Origin of the sequence: Alcanivorax sp. HI0007 (assembly GCF_001635525.1) — a bacterium.
GTDB lineage: Bacteria > Pseudomonadota > Gammaproteobacteria > Pseudomonadales > Alcanivoracaceae > Alcanivorax.
In genome coordinates this window covers 43,549-58,661 of the sequence record NZ_LWEJ01000170.1, presented here as the reverse complement: position 1 = coordinate 58,661, position 15,113 = coordinate 43,549, and the positions used below count along the sequence as shown (strand labels likewise).

Here is a 15,113-nt window from a genome sequence, read left to right as displayed (position 1 = left end):
GCCTAAGGCGAACTGCACCATCAAACGCCGGATCGGTGCAGTTCGCCCTAGGCTCATTGCATCCTGCGTACTTGATATCGCATATGTCTGCAGACCCATCGCAGTATTTCTTCACTCTATCCGCGAAAAACCCAAGAAAAAGGGCGCCATAAAGGCGCCCCCAGAGAACAGCTCTCCCGCTGTGTTCTTGTTTGCCGGATTCAGAGCCCGCGGTTTTTCAGGCGGTTGGCATGTTGACGGAATACCGCGGTGGGATTGGTTTCGAAAGGACTGACCAGGCCGGCAATCTGATTCACCTCATCCAGGTGGTTCATGCGATAGTCATCCCGGATCACCAGGCCCAGATGGCTGGAGCAGCTGGAAACCAGACCGTCGTTCTTCTCGCCAAGGTAAAGCAGAGCAAGCAGGCCCATACCGGCATCGCTGATGTCCAGCACATTGGTCAGCGGCTTGGCGCCAGACCAGGAGTAGTAGCGTACGCCATTGTCAGCCACTTCCGGTGCGTGGCCGCAGGCATCTTCTGGTAATCCCTCCGGGTAATGGCTGTTGAATTCCGTGCTGCCGGGTGTGGACAGGGAATAGAGAGCGGCCAGGGAATCCTGGTCGTAGCCCCCACCGGAAATCAGATCCAGAAAACCGGTTGCTGCATTGACGATATTGCCAATCACATTCCCGGTCAGTGGCAGCGCTTCCTGCAAGCCGAGCAATACATCGGCCATGCGGGCCCCGGTGTGGGGGCCGGCAACGGCGGTGGCGGATGCCACATAGTCCGGATACACCGATGCCACATAACGCACCGTCGGGCCGCCATGGCTGTGACCGATCAGATTCACCTTGTCTGCGCCCGTGGCAGCCAGAATGGCTTCCACCTGACGGGCCAGCTGTTCGCCGCGCACTTCCGTACTGTTGGCGGCAGCGACCTGGGTGACATAGACCTTGGCGCCACTGCGGCGCAGTTCTTCGGGAATCCGGTACCAGTAGTTGTAGCCGGCGATGTCATCAAAGCCGAACAGCCCGTGGCTGAGCACGATGGGGTAACGGGTTTCGGTATAGGTGTCCTTGAACAGCCAATCGAACCAGCCGGCATGGGCAGGCAGACTGAGGGAGGACAACAGCAGACATAGAGGTAGGGTAAGTGCGCCCAGGGGCGCTCTTGAGGATCTCATCATTGGCATCACCTTGTTGTTTATTATTATCGGCGGTACTGCCAAGTCTTCGCCGAGCGCTCCCTGATCAGGAGTGAGACCACCATAAAGGAATCTCAATCATTAATTAACACCAATGTTAATACCTATTTGTTATAAAGGTGCAAAAATAATGGTTTAATTGTGCATAGGTCAGCAACAAGGTCCTGATTCCAGGCGTTTTAGCCACGGTCATGGCCGATGTCTGGCTAACCGGGCAAGCTGTAGTAAAGTAACACCGATATTAAGGGTGAGTTGTATGGAGCCTGCTTCAGGGCAGAAGAAACGGCGGGGAAGGCCTGCCGGAAAAACCGCGGATACCCGTGAGCGCATCGTTGATGCGGCCCGCGAAGTCTACGGTGAGCACGGCACCTACGGGACAACGGTGGCATTGATACTCAAGCAGGCGCAGGTGTCACGGCCCACCTTTTATAAATACTTTTCTTCCGCCGTGGATGTGATTGATGAGGTTGTTCGCCAATGCAACCAGGAAGTGGAGCAGTTATTTGTCAGGATTTTCGAGCAACCCCAGAAAGAGTTTTATGACTACCTGCCCATGGCCCTGAGCGGGTATCTGAACTGGGGCCGCTCACAGGGATTGCTCATGGAAGCGCGATTTCGGGAATTGCATGATCGTTCCTCCCCGGTTTCGCGATATCGTGACGAGCACAATCGACGCATTGCTTCCACCCTGCACAGCAGCATGGTCAGGCACGGCCGAACCCCGCCGGATGATCTGGCGTTAACCTCCCTGGTGCAGGGCATCGAACACCTCGGGTATCAATTTTGTATGCAGGCTGAGCATACCGAGATGCCCCGTTACATTGAGGTCATGGGGCGATTATGTATTGCCATGCTGGGTAACAGACACGACTGGCAAGAGATGATGGCATCACCTTTCTTCAGTCGCCTGCTGGGTCTGGTAGAGAATGAATCAGAGACAGGCTCCTAAAAACAACAATAAAGGAAGTGACCATGGAAAAACGCTACCTCTTTGGCGCACTGCTGCTGTTCTTGATGGCCGTATTATTGATCTGGGGTTTGCCGGGAGACCCTGAGAGCCACCGCACAGCGAAGCCGGCACGGGATACCGCCAGTACCTCCCTTTCTGATCTTGAAATCGCCGGCCTGACTGACACGGAAGGCTATGATCATTTCCGTCAGCGGGCGCAGAGCGTGGGGCCGACACCGGCGTCGCTCCAGGGGACCCGTGTTGATGGCCAACTGTTGGTTAACGCCAATGGAGACCTGGTTATCAATCCTGCTGTCCGTCAGGTGTTTGACTATTTCCTGACGGCTGTGGGTGAAGAGCCCCTGGAAGATATTCAGGCACGTCTTGCCGGGTATTTGTCAGAACAACTTCCTCCCCAGGCCGCACGCCAGGCCTGGACGATTTACCAGCAGTACATGGCCTTGCGGGAAGCCATGGAGCAATTGCCGGAGCACGATGGCAGTGTCGCAGCCATGCGTCAGGCCATCACGCAGCGACACGATATGCAGCAGGCGTATCTGGGACCGGAAGTGGCCGACGCTTTTTACGGGCTGGATATGACCTATGATCGCTACATGATTGAACAGCAGGCTGTGCGTGAGAATGACAATTTGACGGCGGTGGAACGGGACCAGCAACTGGCTGCCCTTGAACAGAATCTGCCCGCGGGCCTGCAACAGATGCTGAATGAAACCCGCGCTCCGATAAGGCTGCAACAGCGCACCCGGGAAATGCGCGAGCAGGGCGCCAGCGAAGCGGAGATTCGTGCATTACGGGAGCAGACTTTCGGTCCCCAGGCGGCAGAACGTTTCGAAGCCCTGGAGCAACAGCGTCAGGATTGGGAGCAGCGTTACCAGGCATATCGACAGGAGCGCCTGCAGCTGATCAACAGTGGGTTGTCACACACGGACCAACAGGTGGCGCTGGCCCGGTTGCAGCAACGACTTTTCGAAGAGAAAGAACTCGCCCGGGTACAGGCTCTGGACCGGATCAACAGCGAAGACCGTTAATCCGGCGACGGTTCGGGGCTGACCTAAAGACGAGCCCGGTGGGCTCGTCTGTAGCGGCCTGGTCAGAAATGATAGCGCAAACCTGCGCCGATCATATCGACGCCGATATCATTGTCGAAATGCACGAACTCGCCATACAGGTACAGTTTGTCGAGCAGGTCAACGGTGGCACCAACCCCGCCAAAAGCGTCTGTGGATGAGTCGTCATCGTCTCCGCCCGCATTGCGGATATCGAAATCAGTGTCTGCCACCCCGGCCTTGCCATACAGACCGACCGGGCCCAGCTCAAGACTCAACAACCCAGCCAAGGTAAAGGCGCCGCCTTCGATGCGGGTACCGTTGTCAGCCTCCTGTTCCCCGAAATCGTAGTAGCCGATTTCTGCACCAATCAACTCGATGGGGCGCCAACCAAGAAACAGGGCGCCGGTGGTGTCATCGTCATCGAACTTCACATCGTCGACGTTTTCGTCCACCGAGGCGTTATAGAGGCCGCCCCCGATATAAATCCCGCCGGCATTGGCGAGAGGTACCAATGTCAGCAGAGCCAGGCCGGTGAGTGCTTGTCCAAAGCGTTTCATGTGGTTCTCTCCTTAAAAGACATAACAGCAGTCTATACGACTTACATGTGATCTACGAAGAGATAAATAGTGAACAGTCGGCTTCGGGGTAAAGTATTTTAATTTTGTGATCAATACTTTACGAAGAAAGGTGTTTCGAGAGAATCGATATGTACCTTCTGTAACGTTTTTGTTTTCCGCTGTAAGCAAAGAAGCCCGACTTTTGTATATCCCACATTTTTGATAGGGAAGAGAGCGGGTCTTGCGCAGAAGGTATGTACATATACCCTGCTTGGTTGTAAACGGTTAGCTCGCCAAGCCATAAATCGACGCCGTCATAAAGCAGGTCAACACGTAGATGATCGAATTCTTTGCCCAGTTTCCGAGCAATTCTCAAAGCGGCTGGAAAGGAAGCGGGAAGGGGCATATTGGGGTCTGGCTTTGCCAAAGAGGCAGGTTCATCGCTCAATACAGGATTGTCATCGTTGTCTATATTCCACGCATTTGATCTGATGTCACCCAGTCTGCCACCAATATGAACAATGCGGCCTACCTTGTCGCCAAAAGTATATATTTTAAGCTCTGTAAGACTGTCTTTCTTGGGCTCAATAATTTCTTCAAGGAAGATTTTTCTTCGAATTTGACTATAAGCCCACTCACCATGATCTTTGCCATGATTAAGTCTTAACCAGCTCTGCGCTTTTTCCTCAAGCTTCCTTAAGTCATAGTTTGCTTCGTTGAGAAAATAATTTGTTCCGCAGCCATGGTTTGCTTTCAGAATTGCTGGCTTCCCAATTAATTCCCGGGGAATATTTCCGATGCTATTGCCTGCCCAGAGTACCTTTGCGATACGAAGTTCAGGAATTCTTTCCGAAACCCACTTTTTACAAGCTAATTTGTCTGAAAGTATGACGAATCTCCGGTCATGGTCAAAAATCTTTCTCCATATAAACTTATCGTTAATGGTTTTTGGGAATATAACTCTTGGGAAATATCGTATTCTTCTTATGAAGAAAGCAATAATTTTCGGGTGGGTCACCCATATCCAAAGAGTAAAAAAAACGAGGTATGCGCTATCGGCAACGGTGTTTTTTTTATTTTTCGGCGTAAGCATAAATCAATGACCATTTTAATAGGTGGCTGCCGTCGGCTTTCACAATTCCGAGTGTCTCGGATAGCGTAGGCGCTAACTCTTCTGTTTTGGCTTTCTTCAAGCCAAAAAGAAAGTGGCAGAATGAAATCAGGTCATCATGCTTTGAAAAGCTCCAATAGAATTGTTCATGATTCTCTGTGATATTTTTGAAGCCTGATTTTCGCATATATTCAGAAAGCTCTCCCTCTTCGAAGAAGTTTCCGTCATGCCCTGTTTCTGTCCATCTATCTACAGGGCCATTTAAAAAAATGGCCACATCAGAACCTTTGAGAACATCTGCAACCGCTATTTTTCCACCATGCTTCATTATTCTGAAGCATTCATCAAAAAACTGTTGAATTTGTTCGCGGGTTAAGTGGTGTAGGCCAGCAAGGCTTCCCACCTTATCCACGGACAGACTTTCTAATGGTGTGCAGAAAATGTCGGTAAAGTGCGTCTCGAAATGCGGAGGTATATAATCTCCAAAGTTTTTTGCTGGCTCAACGCAGATTGGTATAGCTTCAGCTTCATATAAGGCTTCGGAAAGGTAGCCTCCCCCTGCCGGGGCATCAACGATAATATCCCCTTTAGAGGGTTTAATCAGGTCCAGGATGATCCTCCTTTCCTGGTCTCTGGCTTTTGGCCATTTCTCCATGGCCAGATTGTAAGACTTCCCTCTCTCGTTAAAAATTTCCTTATAGAACGCCACAGTGCTTCCCCAGCAATCATTAATAAATAAGCCGATAAGATGATGAAAAGAGATTTCTTTTAAGTTTTCGGACTGTCTTCATGGAGTATGAGTTTGGTCTTTATTATCGGAGGAATGCGCATTTTGGTGCAACTATATACATATGGAGGATTACCGTTTCCTTTGCGAAGGGATTGAGGCTGCGTTTCTTCCAGGTGTCCGCAGCTGATGGAGTGATTCGGCCTCAAGGAATTGTGTTGAATTGACGAAACCGTTTGTTCGGACTGGTTTTTCCAGTTCTTGTATTCTTCACGTTCTTACACGCTAAGATTTGACAATGAAAAGACCTGACTACACAAAATTGTCCTGCATTAGAGGACTGATCTTCGATCTGGATGGCACCCTGGTGGATTCCAGGCTGGACTTTACCGCCATCCGCCACGAACTGGCCTGCCCGGAAGGGGTGGGGGTGCTGGAGTATATTGCATCGCTCCCGGAAGAGGATCGGTCCCCAGCGGAAAAAATCGTTCTCCAGCATGAGCGCCGGGGCGCCGAACGGGCTCAATGGATGCCCGGTGCCCGGGAATGCCTTGAGTATTGCGAGCGGGCCAATCTGCCCACGGCGATCCTGACCCGGAACGCCCGGGAGGTGGCAGATCTGACCCTGACGCGTCTTGGCATCCGGGTGGATATGATGCTGGCCCGCGAGGATTGCGCCCCCAAGCCAGCGCCCGACGGCTTGTTGCAGATTGCGGATGCCTGGGGGCTGCCGCCTGCCAACCTGGTCTACGTGGGGGATTTCATTTATGACCTGCAGGCCGCCCGGCGGGCGGAGATGATCAGCTGTTTTTACGACCCTCAGGAAACCGGCAACTACCAGGCCGAGACGGACTGGCATCTTGCCGGTTTTGAACAGCTTACGGCGATGCTTGGGACGATTTCAGGTATTGCCGCGCCGCCTGATTGACTTTGGGGGCCAGTAGCAGGGCAGAGGTCATGGTGGGGATGGCCATCAGGGCATACATGGAGTCCACCAGGCTCACCACCAGTTTCAGCGATGCCACTGAGCCCAGCACGACCAGTACCAGATACCACCAGATGTAATAGTGCTGGTATTTTGCACCGATCAGAAAGCCCAGACATTTACTGCCGTAATACCAGAAGGTGAAAACGGTACTCAGACTGAGCAGGGAAACCAGTACCGCGAGAATCACGGCGCCACCATGGGGGAACAGGTCCCCGAACGCGTTGGCAGTGAGGGTGACACCGTTACTTTCACCGCTTTGCCAGACGCCGCTGATGAGAATGACCAGAGCGGTGCAGGTACAGACAATCAGCGTATCAATCACCGGCCCTAACATGGCCACCATGCCCTCGCGGACGGGCTCCCTGGTCTGGGCGGCGCCGTGGGCCATGGCTTCGGTGCCGATGCCGGCTTCATTGGAAAAGGCCGCCCGGCGGATGCCGGTAATAATGACACTGCCCACCACGCCACCGGCCACGGCATTGCCACTGAACGCATCCTGGAAAATCATGGCAAAGGCCGCCGGGATGTCACTGGCATGGCTGATCAGCACCACAGCAGTAAGCAGCAGATAACCGACCACCATGGTCGGCACCAGCAAGCCGGTGACCCGTCCCAGCCGTGGCAGTTTCCCCAGCGCCACCATCATTACCAGCAGTGCCAGCACCAGGCCCAGCAACAGATCGAAAGTGAAATGCGCATTGTCACTGGCCAGGCCCGCTGGAATCGCCAGGGTGTCGCGCAGCACCTGGACCAGTTGATTGATCTGGAAAATCGGCATGGTACCCAGCAGCCCGGCCACGGCGAAGAAGTACGCCATCGGCAGCCATTTTTTTCCCAGCCCCTCGCGCACCACATACATGGGGCCGCCTTGCCACTGGCCTTCACTGTCCTGGCCACGGAACATCACGGCCAGGGTGCAGGTATAGAACTTGGTGGCAATCCCGACCAGCGCACTGACCCACATCCAGAAGATGGCACCGGGGCCACCCATGGCGATGGCAATGGCCACGCCGGATACATTGCCCATGCCCAGCGTGCCGGAGAGGGCGGTGCTGAGAGCCTGGAAATGGGACAGCTGCCCGGGGTCATCGCGGTCCGGTTTGCGCCAAAGCAAACGTACGCTCTGTGGCAGGTAGCGGTAGGGCAGCAAGCGGGAATAGAGCAGAAAAAAGAGGCCGCCACCCACCAGCAGGATCACCAGCGGTGGTCCCCAGAGAAAGCCGACCAGCTGGCCCATGACCGTTTCGAGTTGTTTGATCGTATCCATGGTCCGTAACCCTAGCATGGCGTTTATGGCACGGTCAGGTCTGTAAAGGAGGCCGTCATCTTTCTTTTTCTCCGCAAGCTGACACACTGAAAGAAAAACAACGGGGCATGATGATGGGGTTATGGATTATTCGGCGGGTTGCTGTACTGGCGGTGTTGGTGTCTCTGGCACCCGGCCTCCAGGCGGATCCGGTCTGGGAAGTCAGCAAAGAGGGCAAGCGTATCTGGCTGGGGGCCACTGTGCATTTTCTGCGCACGGCGGACCTGCCGCCACCAACGGCCATGCAGCACGCCTACAAGGAAGCGGACCAGCTGTATCTGGAATCGAATCTGGCTGAGTCCGCCACGCCGGCCTTTTCCCGGCGACTGACGCAGATGATGATGCAGCCGGCTGGCCGCACCCTGAAAAAGGATCTGTCCGATCCCGTCTGGGGGCAATTGCAGGACTATGCCGCCCAGGCCAACTTTCCACTGGCCACTTACCAGAGCTTCAAGCCGGCCATGGTCGCCATGGCCATGACGGTCCATGAGTTGGGGCGTCAGGGCTTTGGCCGGGGTGTTGATGAATACTATTTCACCCGGGCGAGCGAGCAGGGCAAGTCAATGGGTTTTCTGGAATCCAGCGATACCCTGCTGTCATTCATGGCGCAATTGAATGAGGAGAGTGGCGACGCCCTGATCGAGTCTTCCCTGGAAGGTATCGAGCACATGGATGGCATGATGGAACAGGCGGTTAATGCCTGGCGGGAAGGCGATCTGGACGGCCTCTATCTTCTGCTGGGTGCGGATGAAATGGAGAGCGAATATCCCGGTATCTACCGGAATCTGATCATCGATCGTAATCGCCAGTGGTATCCGAAAATCCAGCAGGCCATGACGGAAGGCACGCCGAGCCTGGTGCTGGTAGGCGCACTGCATCTAGGCGGGCCGGACAGCCTGCTGGTGATGTTCGAGGATGCGGGCTACAAGGTGGAGCCTTTCAACGCCGGTCCAGAGCAGGGGAACCAGTAAGCTCGTTCAGAGCCCGGGCGAACCAGGTCCGGGTCTGTCGCCTGTGGGGCTTCTCCGTGCAGAGCGATAAATTTCCGGGTCATGTAGTCATCGGGATTTTCCAGCGCCGCCAGGCGCTGGTGTATGAAGGCTTCTGTCAGAGCCAGTCCACAAACCTCAGTAATGCAAAGTCGTCATTCGCCATAGCTGGCAGGAATCGGGAGTGCCATGGGCGTGATTTCCGTTGCTGTGATTGTGTCTGCCAATTGTTATGTTATAACATAACTTAAAAGGGAGGCCATCATGTCGGACGTGCTCAGTGAAAAGGCCCTGCTGGCCATGCCCGAGGCGGATTACATGAATGCCACCCAGCAGCCTGCTTAACCCGGCTGGAAGCCAACGAAAGACATTATGCCCATTCACGAACCGGATGATTCCATGACTACCCAGCCAGCTGCCCCCGCGCGCCAGCTACCCGTCACTGTACTGTCGGGCTTTCTCGGCGCCGGCAAAACCACCGTTCTTAACCATATCCTCAATAACCGTGCCGGGCTCCGTGTGGCCGTGATTGTCAATGACATGAGCGAGATCAATATCGACGCGGCGCTGGTCAGCAATGAGGTGTCCCTGAATCGTGCCGAAGAAAAGCTGGTGGAAATGAGCAACGGCTGCATCTGCTGTACGCTTCGCGAAGACCTGTTGCTGGAAGTGACCCGGCTGTCCCGGGAGGGGCGTTTTGATTACCTGGTGATTGAATCCACCGGTATTTCCGAACCGCTACCGGTGGCGGAAACCTTTACCTTCGAAGACGAAAACGGCGACAGCCTGTCTACGGTGGCTCGGCTGGATACCATGGTCACCGTGGTAGATGCGGTGAATTTTCTGCGTGATTACCGCAGTGCCCGCACCCTTCAGGAAGAGGGCGAAAGCCTGGGCGAGGACGACCAGCGCAATGTGGTGGATCTGCTGGTGGAGCAGGTGGAATTCTGCGATGTGCTGCTGATCAGCAAAACCGACCTGGTCAGTGAGGCCGATCTGGAAACGCTCACCGCCACCCTGCGGTTGCTCAATCCGGACGCTCGCATCATACCCATCAGGCACGGCATGGTACCGCTGGATGCGGTGCTGGACACCGGCCTGTTCGATTTCGAAAAAGCCCAGCAGGCGCCGGGCTGGCTCAAGGAAATGCGCGGTGAGCACCTGCCGGAAACCGAGGAATACGGTATCAGCAGCTTCAGTTATGAGGCCCGCCGTCCTTTCCATCCGCAGCGGTTCTGGGACTTTCTGCAACAGCCCTGGCCCTACGGAACGCTGTTGCGCTCCAAGGGGTTTTTCTGGTTGGCCAGCCGCCCGCAATTTGCCGGCAACTGGAGCCAGGCCGGTGAGATCGCCCACCACGGCCCTGCCGGCCTGTTCTGGAAAACCGTGCCGGACAAGCACTGGCCCACAGACCCGGACTATCGCGCCATGATCATGGAGAAATGGCAGGAGCCCTTTGGCGACATGCGCCAGGAGCTGGTTTTCATCGGCCACAATCTGCAGCCGGAGGCCACCCGGCAGGCCCTGGATGCCTGCCTGCTCACGGAAGAAGAAATGCTCGCGGGCAAGGAAATCTGGCAGCAACTGGAGGACCCGTTCCCGCAGTGGGAGATGGCAGGATGATCGAGGCAAGGACATTGCCTGCGGCCTATGCGGCCCCGGGTTTGAGCATGCGTGATTATGCCGCCGTTCTGACCGATGTGATGATGGACCCGGTACAGGTGGCCGTCTGGGACCGGCGCAGCCCGATTGACCCGCAGCGGGTAACGCTGGCCTGCAGCAGGAAAATGGCCATAAAAAGCTGGCTGGATGCCAGTGACCTGACCGGTTCCATTGCCCGGTCGTTGCCCGGCGAGGATTTCGCCCCATTGCGTGAGGACCTGGCGTTGCTGGCGGAGATGATGGCCTGTTTGTTCGGTACCACCGGCGTGGGCCTGCGCGTCACGGCCCTGGAGAAACCCATGTGCCCTCGCTTCCATGTGGACCGTATCCCGGTGCGCATGTTGTGCACCTATGGCGGCCCGGGTAGCCAGTGGTTGCCGGCACCTTCTGTGCCGGCCGGGCTGCTGGTGCCGGGCGTGGACCAGGAAGGGCGCTACGCCGCGGACAGCGTGCAGCAATTAGAGGCCGGGCAGGTCGCCCTGTTCAAAGGCGACACCTGGCGGGATAATCCGGGCTCGGGTGTGGTCCACCGGTCTCCGCCCGTGTCTCCCGGTCAGCAACGCTTGCTGGTCACCCTGGACATATAGGATTGCCATGAGCCGCATTGACCGTATTCTTGCCAGCGCCGAACAGCATTGCCGCGATCAGGGTGTCCGTTGGACGCCCCAGCGTCGTCAGGTGCTGACGTTGTTGCTGGCTCAGTCCGGTCCGCAGAGTGCCTATCAGTTGCTGGACCAGTTCAAGGGCCAATATCAGAGCAACGCCCAGCCGCCGACCATCTACCGGGCGCTGGAGTTTCTGGTGCAACAGGGGCTCGCTCATCGGCTCAGTTCCACCAACCAGTACCTGGCCTGTGATCACATCACCTGTCACCACGGACACCAGGGCACCGTGTTCCTGCTCTGTGACGAGTGTGGTGCCGTTCAGGAAACCCCCATGGCGGGGGCAGCCATCAGTGAGTTGCAGCAGAGTATCAACAGCCTGGGATTTGTGACCCAGCAGAACCCCCTGCTGGAAGTGCATGGCCGCTGCGCCAGCTGTATTGCGCATTAACCCCCGCGGATCGCGGGGATGGTTGGCGCCTTGCCTGCAAGGTGCCAACGATTCAAAAACCCGTTGAAGATTCTGGAGACAACCATGTCCCGCTTACGTCTGGACCAGGCGGCCATCGCCCTGTCCGGTTTGTGTATGATCCATTGTGTGGCCAGCGTAGCCGGGCTGTTTGCAATCGGTTTACTGTCCCTGTTTGGCGGCATGGGGGAACTGTTTCATCAGGCACTGCTGGTCATTATTGTGCCGGTCAGTGTAGTGGCCATGGTGGTGGGCTATCGTCACCACCGCCGGCGTTGGGTGTTGCTGCCCGGTCTGATGGCTCTGATCGGGTTGTGTCTGATTGCGGTGTTCGAATCGGCGTTCCATGGCACCCTGTGGGAACCCGTGCTCACCACTCTGGTCGGAATCTGTCTGGTGACTGCGCATATTGGCAATATTCGCGCCTGCAAGAAATGTGACTGCGAGGGGCATCATGAAGAGATTCGCACTGCGTGAAACGGTGGTTGGGCTGTCACTGCTGGCCAGCCTTCCGGCGCTTGCCGCGGGAGTGCACCAGCATGGCCTGGCGGAAGCGGCCGTGGTGGTGGAAGGCGAGAGTCTGACGGTCAGTTTCCGCGCACCCTTGATGGATATTCTCGGCACTGAGCAGCCCCCCGCGGATGCCGCTGCCCGGGTCCGTTATGAGGACCGTCTGAAACAGGTGAGTGAACCGTTACCGTCCGAGGCGGCGGAGTGTCGGCTCAACCATGCCACCCGCAGCAGTGTTGCGTCGCTGTTTCCGGACGTGGATGCTCACGACCACGACCACGACCACGACCACGACCACGACCACGGCCATCATGTGGATGTGGAAGCGGAGTGGACCTTCCAGTGTCGGTCCCCGGGTGAGCTGACCCGGATTACCTTGCCGTTTCTGGACACCTTTTCCGGGCTGACCACGGAAGTGGTCCTGTTGTTGCCGCAAGGGCAGGGGGCCCTCCGCCTGGCGCCCGGCGACACCCGCATTCCCCTGGAGTAATCGTGGTACTGGAACTGGATAACCTGCGTTATCAGCACCCGGGGCAAGCCCGGCCTTTCATCCATATTGACCACTTTGCCCTGCAGCCCGGTGAGCGGGTACTGCTTCATGGTCCCAGTGGTTGTGGCAAAAGTACCCTGTTGTCACTGGTCACCGGGATTCGCCCGGCCCGGCAGGGCCATATCCGGGTGGCCGGCAAACCGTTTTCCTCCCTGTCACAGCGGCGGCGGGATGCTTTCCGGGCGGACCATATAGGTGTCATCTTCCAGGCCTTCAACCTGTTGCCGTATCTGAGCGGGGTAGAGAATGTCTGCCTCAGTGCCGGCTTTTCCCGACGCCGTTGTGAGCGAGCAGGGGCCAGCAATCACCGCCAGCGCAGGGACGCCGCCCAGGACCTGCTCAACCGGCTGGGGCTGGATGCCGCCACCTCGGTACTACCGGCCTGGCAATTGTCGTTCGGGCAGCAACAACGGGTGGCCGCGGCCCGGGCCCTGTTCGGCAAGCCGGATCTGATCATCGCGGACGAGCCCACGTCCGCGTTGGATACCGATAGCCGCGATACCCTGTTGACCCTGCTTTGCGAGCAATGCGAAGACGCGGGCAGTGCCTTGCTGATGGTCAGCCATGACAGTCAGGTGGCGGACCGTTTTCATCGCAGCGTGGCGTTTTCCGCACTGAACGGGGGAGGGCTCCATGCTGCCTAGGATCATTCTTGCCTCGCTGCGTACCCGGAAAACCTCGGCAACACTGATTGTTGTGGCCATCGCGTTGAGTCTGGTGATGATCGTGGGCATCGAGCGTCTGCGTCACCAGGTGCGCGCCAACTTTGCCAGCACCGTGTCGGGTATCGATCTGATCGTCAGTGCCCGCGGCGGCCCCATGAATATCCTGTTGTACAGTGTGTTCCGGCTCAGTGACCCCACCGCCGGGATGCGCTGGCAAACCGTGCAGCATCTGGCGGATCATCCGGATGTGAAATGGTGGATTCCCATCGCCCTGGGGGATTCCCATCGTGGCTTTCCGGTGGTGGCCACCAACGACAGTTATCTGGCCCACTACCGCTATGGGCGGGACCGGGCCCTGTCGCTGGCAAGCGGCGAGTGGTTTGCCGGGGCGGATCAGGTGGTACTGGGCAGTGCCGTGGCCCAGCGTCTCGGTTACCGGCTCGGTGACGATATCGTGCTGGCCCATGGCGCCAGCGGCCCGGCCATTATCGAACACGACAACCACCCCTTTACCGTGGTGGGGGTGCTGGCAGCCACCGGCACGCCGGTGGATCAGAGTGTGCATATTTCCCTGGCCGGCATGGCCGCCATTCACAGCGGTGGCCAGTTTCGTTCCGGGTTGCCGCCGCTGCCGGGTCAGCAGGCCGATACCCCGGATTCCGTGAATGCGGTCATGCTGGGTCTGCAACGACGTACCGCCGTGCTCAGCCTGCAGCGGGAACTGTCCCGTTATAAAGCCGAGCCGCTCAGCGCCATCATTCCCGGTGTCCAGCTGCAGCGCCTGTGGCGCATGACAGCGGTGGGGGAAAATGCCCTGCGTGCCACGTCCCTGGCGGTTCTGTTGGTGGCGCTACTGGTGCTGGTGTCCACCATTCTGGCCGCCCTGGAAGGCCGCCGACACGAACTGGCGGTACTGCGTGCCGCCGGTGCCGGCCGGCTTGCTGTCTATGGCGTGATCGTAGGGGAAAGCCTGTTCCTCACTCTGATCGGCAGCCTGCTGGGTCTGACGCTGTTGTTTGTGGCACAGTGGGCGCTGGCTCCGCTGGCCCTGGCCGAATGGTCCCTGCGTCTGCCGGACAGCTTCCTGTCCCTGCGCGAATTGCCGACCCTGGCGGCCATCCTGCTGGCCGGTTCCCTGGCCGGCATGATTCCGGCGGAAAAGGCCTTCCGCAACAGTCTGGCCGATGGCCTGACCCCGAGGAACTGACATGCGTAGTCTGATTATCTGTCTCTGCCTGCTGGTCAGTCTGCCCGGCTGGGCAGCCCGTGAACTGGAATGGGATGACCTGGTGCCCGCCGATTACGACGTCAATCAGGTCTACGAACAGCTCTTCAACAAGATCTATGGAGATAAGCCACCGGAAGACGTGGACGATGGCGATGCCCGTGGCGAGCAGATGATGGATGCCATCGACAAGGCCTGGCGCGAAGCGCCCCTGAAGTCGGAATTGGACAATACGGTTGTGCGTCTGCCCGGCTATGGCGTGCCGCTGGATGGTGATGAGGAATACGTACGTGAATTTCTGCTGGTGCCGTACTTCGGCGCCTGTATCCACACCCCGCCCCCGCCCCGCAACCAGATCGTTCTGGTGAAGATGAAAGGGCAGGGCGTGCCCCTGGATCTGGTCTTTGAAGCCCTGTGGCTGGAAGGCACCCTCAAGGTGTCCAGTCAAGATACCGAATACGGCACCGCCGGCTATGTGCTGGAAGGCGAATCCGCCGAAATGTTCAGCGGCTACTAGCACCGTTCCTCCTTCTTGATCTCCCCGTA

17 protein-coding genes are annotated in these 15,113 nt (G+C 57.2%); 12 read left to right on the top strand and 5 right to left on the bottom strand.

Annotation, left to right across the window (positions count from 1 at the left end; genetic code table 11):
• Positions 1 to 200: 200 nt before the first annotated feature.
• Positions 201 to 1,169, bottom strand: coding sequence for a triacylglycerol lipase (locus A3714_RS09245; protein ID WP_348719406.1), 969 nt, complete (start codon positions 1,167 to 1,169; stop codon positions 201 to 203).
• A 274-nt stretch (positions 1,170 to 1,443) separates the two neighbouring features.
• Here A3714_RS09245 and A3714_RS09240 point away from each other — a divergent pair, with 274 nt between their 5' ends.
• Together A3714_RS09240 and A3714_RS09235 are read left to right on the top strand one after the other, a co-directional pair.
• Positions 1,444 to 2,136: a TetR/AcrR family transcriptional regulator gene (locus A3714_RS09240; protein WP_063509991.1), complete on the top strand. Its 693-nt coding sequence runs from the start codon at positions 1,444 to 1,446 to the stop codon at positions 2,134 to 2,136.
• 23 nt (positions 2,137 to 2,159) lie between these two features.
• On the top strand, positions 2,160 to 3,185 hold the full coding sequence (locus A3714_RS09235; protein ID WP_063509990.1) for a lipase secretion chaperone: 1,026 nt from the start codon (positions 2,160 to 2,162) through the stop codon (positions 3,183 to 3,185).
• A gap of 62 nt (positions 3,186 to 3,247) precedes the next feature.
• On the opposite strand, the gene A3714_RS09230 is transcribed toward A3714_RS09235, so the two are convergent.
• The 3 genes from A3714_RS09230 to A3714_RS09220 all read right to left on the bottom strand — a co-directional run bounded on the left by A3714_RS09230 (position 3,248) and on the right by A3714_RS09220 (position 5,583).
• Positions 3,248 to 3,763, bottom strand: a complete 516-nt coding sequence (locus A3714_RS09230; RefSeq protein WP_062816347.1) for an outer membrane beta-barrel protein — start codon at positions 3,761 to 3,763, stop codon at positions 3,248 to 3,250.
• A gap of 118 nt (positions 3,764 to 3,881) precedes the next feature.
• Complete coding sequence (locus A3714_RS09225; RefSeq protein WP_063509989.1) at positions 3,882 to 4,856, bottom strand: ATP-grasp fold amidoligase family protein; 975 nt, start codon at positions 4,854 to 4,856, stop codon at positions 3,882 to 3,884.
• On the bottom strand, positions 4,837 to 5,583 hold the full coding sequence (locus A3714_RS09220; RefSeq protein WP_082844814.1) for a class I SAM-dependent methyltransferase: 747 nt from the start codon (positions 5,581 to 5,583) through the stop codon (positions 4,837 to 4,839). Before A3714_RS09220 ends, A3714_RS09225 begins: the two co-directional genes overlap by 20 nt.
• Positions 5,584 to 5,899: 316 nt before the next feature.
• Between A3714_RS09220 and A3714_RS09215 the strand changes: the two genes are divergently transcribed.
• Positions 5,900 to 6,529 carry an HAD family hydrolase gene (locus A3714_RS09215; protein WP_063509988.1) on the top strand — a complete coding sequence of 210 codons (630 nt, stop codon included), beginning with the start codon at positions 5,900 to 5,902 and terminating at the stop codon, positions 6,527 to 6,529.
• Here A3714_RS09215 and A3714_RS09210 read toward each other — a convergent pair.
• Complete coding sequence (locus A3714_RS09210) at positions 6,480 to 7,856, bottom strand: sodium:alanine symporter family protein (RefSeq protein WP_063509987.1); 1,377 nt, start codon at positions 7,854 to 7,856, stop codon at positions 6,480 to 6,482. The two genes, A3714_RS09215 and A3714_RS09210, sit on opposite strands and share 50 nt — an antisense overlap.
• Before the next feature lie 107 nt (positions 7,857 to 7,963).
• Between A3714_RS09210 and A3714_RS09205 the strand changes: the two genes are divergently transcribed.
• The 9 genes from A3714_RS09205 to A3714_RS09165 all read left to right on the top strand — a co-directional run bounded on the left by A3714_RS09205 (position 7,964) and on the right by A3714_RS09165 (position 15,084).
• Positions 7,964 to 8,866: a TraB/GumN family protein gene (locus tag A3714_RS09205; protein WP_063509986.1), complete on the top strand. Its 903-nt coding sequence runs from the start codon at positions 7,964 to 7,966 to the stop codon at positions 8,864 to 8,866.
• A gap of 390 nt (positions 8,867 to 9,256) precedes the next feature.
• Positions 9,257 to 10,507 (top strand): zinc metallochaperone GTPase ZigA, encoded by a 1,251-nt coding sequence (gene zigA, locus A3714_RS09200; RefSeq protein WP_369798887.1) that lies wholly within the window; start codon positions 9,257 to 9,259, stop codon positions 10,505 to 10,507.
• Positions 10,508 to 10,554: 47 nt separating this feature from the next.
• Positions 10,555 to 11,133: a DUF1826 domain-containing protein gene (locus tag A3714_RS09195; RefSeq protein ID WP_063509985.1), complete on the top strand. Its 579-nt coding sequence runs from the start codon at positions 10,555 to 10,557 to the stop codon at positions 11,131 to 11,133.
• Positions 11,134 to 11,140: 7 nt separating this feature from the next.
• Positions 11,141 to 11,599, top strand: a complete 459-nt coding sequence (locus A3714_RS09190; protein ID WP_063509984.1) for a transcriptional repressor — start codon at positions 11,141 to 11,143, stop codon at positions 11,597 to 11,599.
• An 84-nt stretch (positions 11,600 to 11,683) separates the two neighbouring features.
• Positions 11,684 to 12,094 (top strand): MerC domain-containing protein, encoded by a 411-nt coding sequence (locus tag A3714_RS09185; RefSeq protein ID WP_063509983.1) that lies wholly within the window; start codon positions 11,684 to 11,686, stop codon positions 12,092 to 12,094.
• A complete protein-coding gene (locus A3714_RS09180) occupies positions 12,072 to 12,617 on the top strand; it encodes a DUF2796 domain-containing protein (protein WP_063527175.1) in 546 nt (181 codons plus the stop codon). Before A3714_RS09185 ends, A3714_RS09180 begins: the two co-directional genes overlap by 23 nt.
• Positions 12,618 to 12,619: 2 nt before the next feature.
• A complete protein-coding gene (locus A3714_RS09175) occupies positions 12,620 to 13,321 on the top strand; it encodes an ABC transporter ATP-binding protein (RefSeq protein ID WP_231865970.1) in 702 nt (233 codons plus the stop codon).
• Positions 13,311 to 14,549 (top strand): FtsX-like permease family protein, encoded by a 1,239-nt coding sequence (locus A3714_RS09170; protein ID WP_063508140.1) that lies wholly within the window; start codon positions 13,311 to 13,313, stop codon positions 14,547 to 14,549. The genes A3714_RS09175 and A3714_RS09170 overlap by 11 nt, the downstream gene beginning before the upstream one ends.
• Before the next feature lies 1 nt (position 14,550).
• On the top strand, positions 14,551 to 15,084 hold the full coding sequence (locus A3714_RS09165; RefSeq protein ID WP_063508139.1) for a DUF3299 domain-containing protein: 534 nt from the start codon (positions 14,551 to 14,553) through the stop codon (positions 15,082 to 15,084).
• Positions 15,085 to 15,113 lie beyond the last annotated feature (29 nt).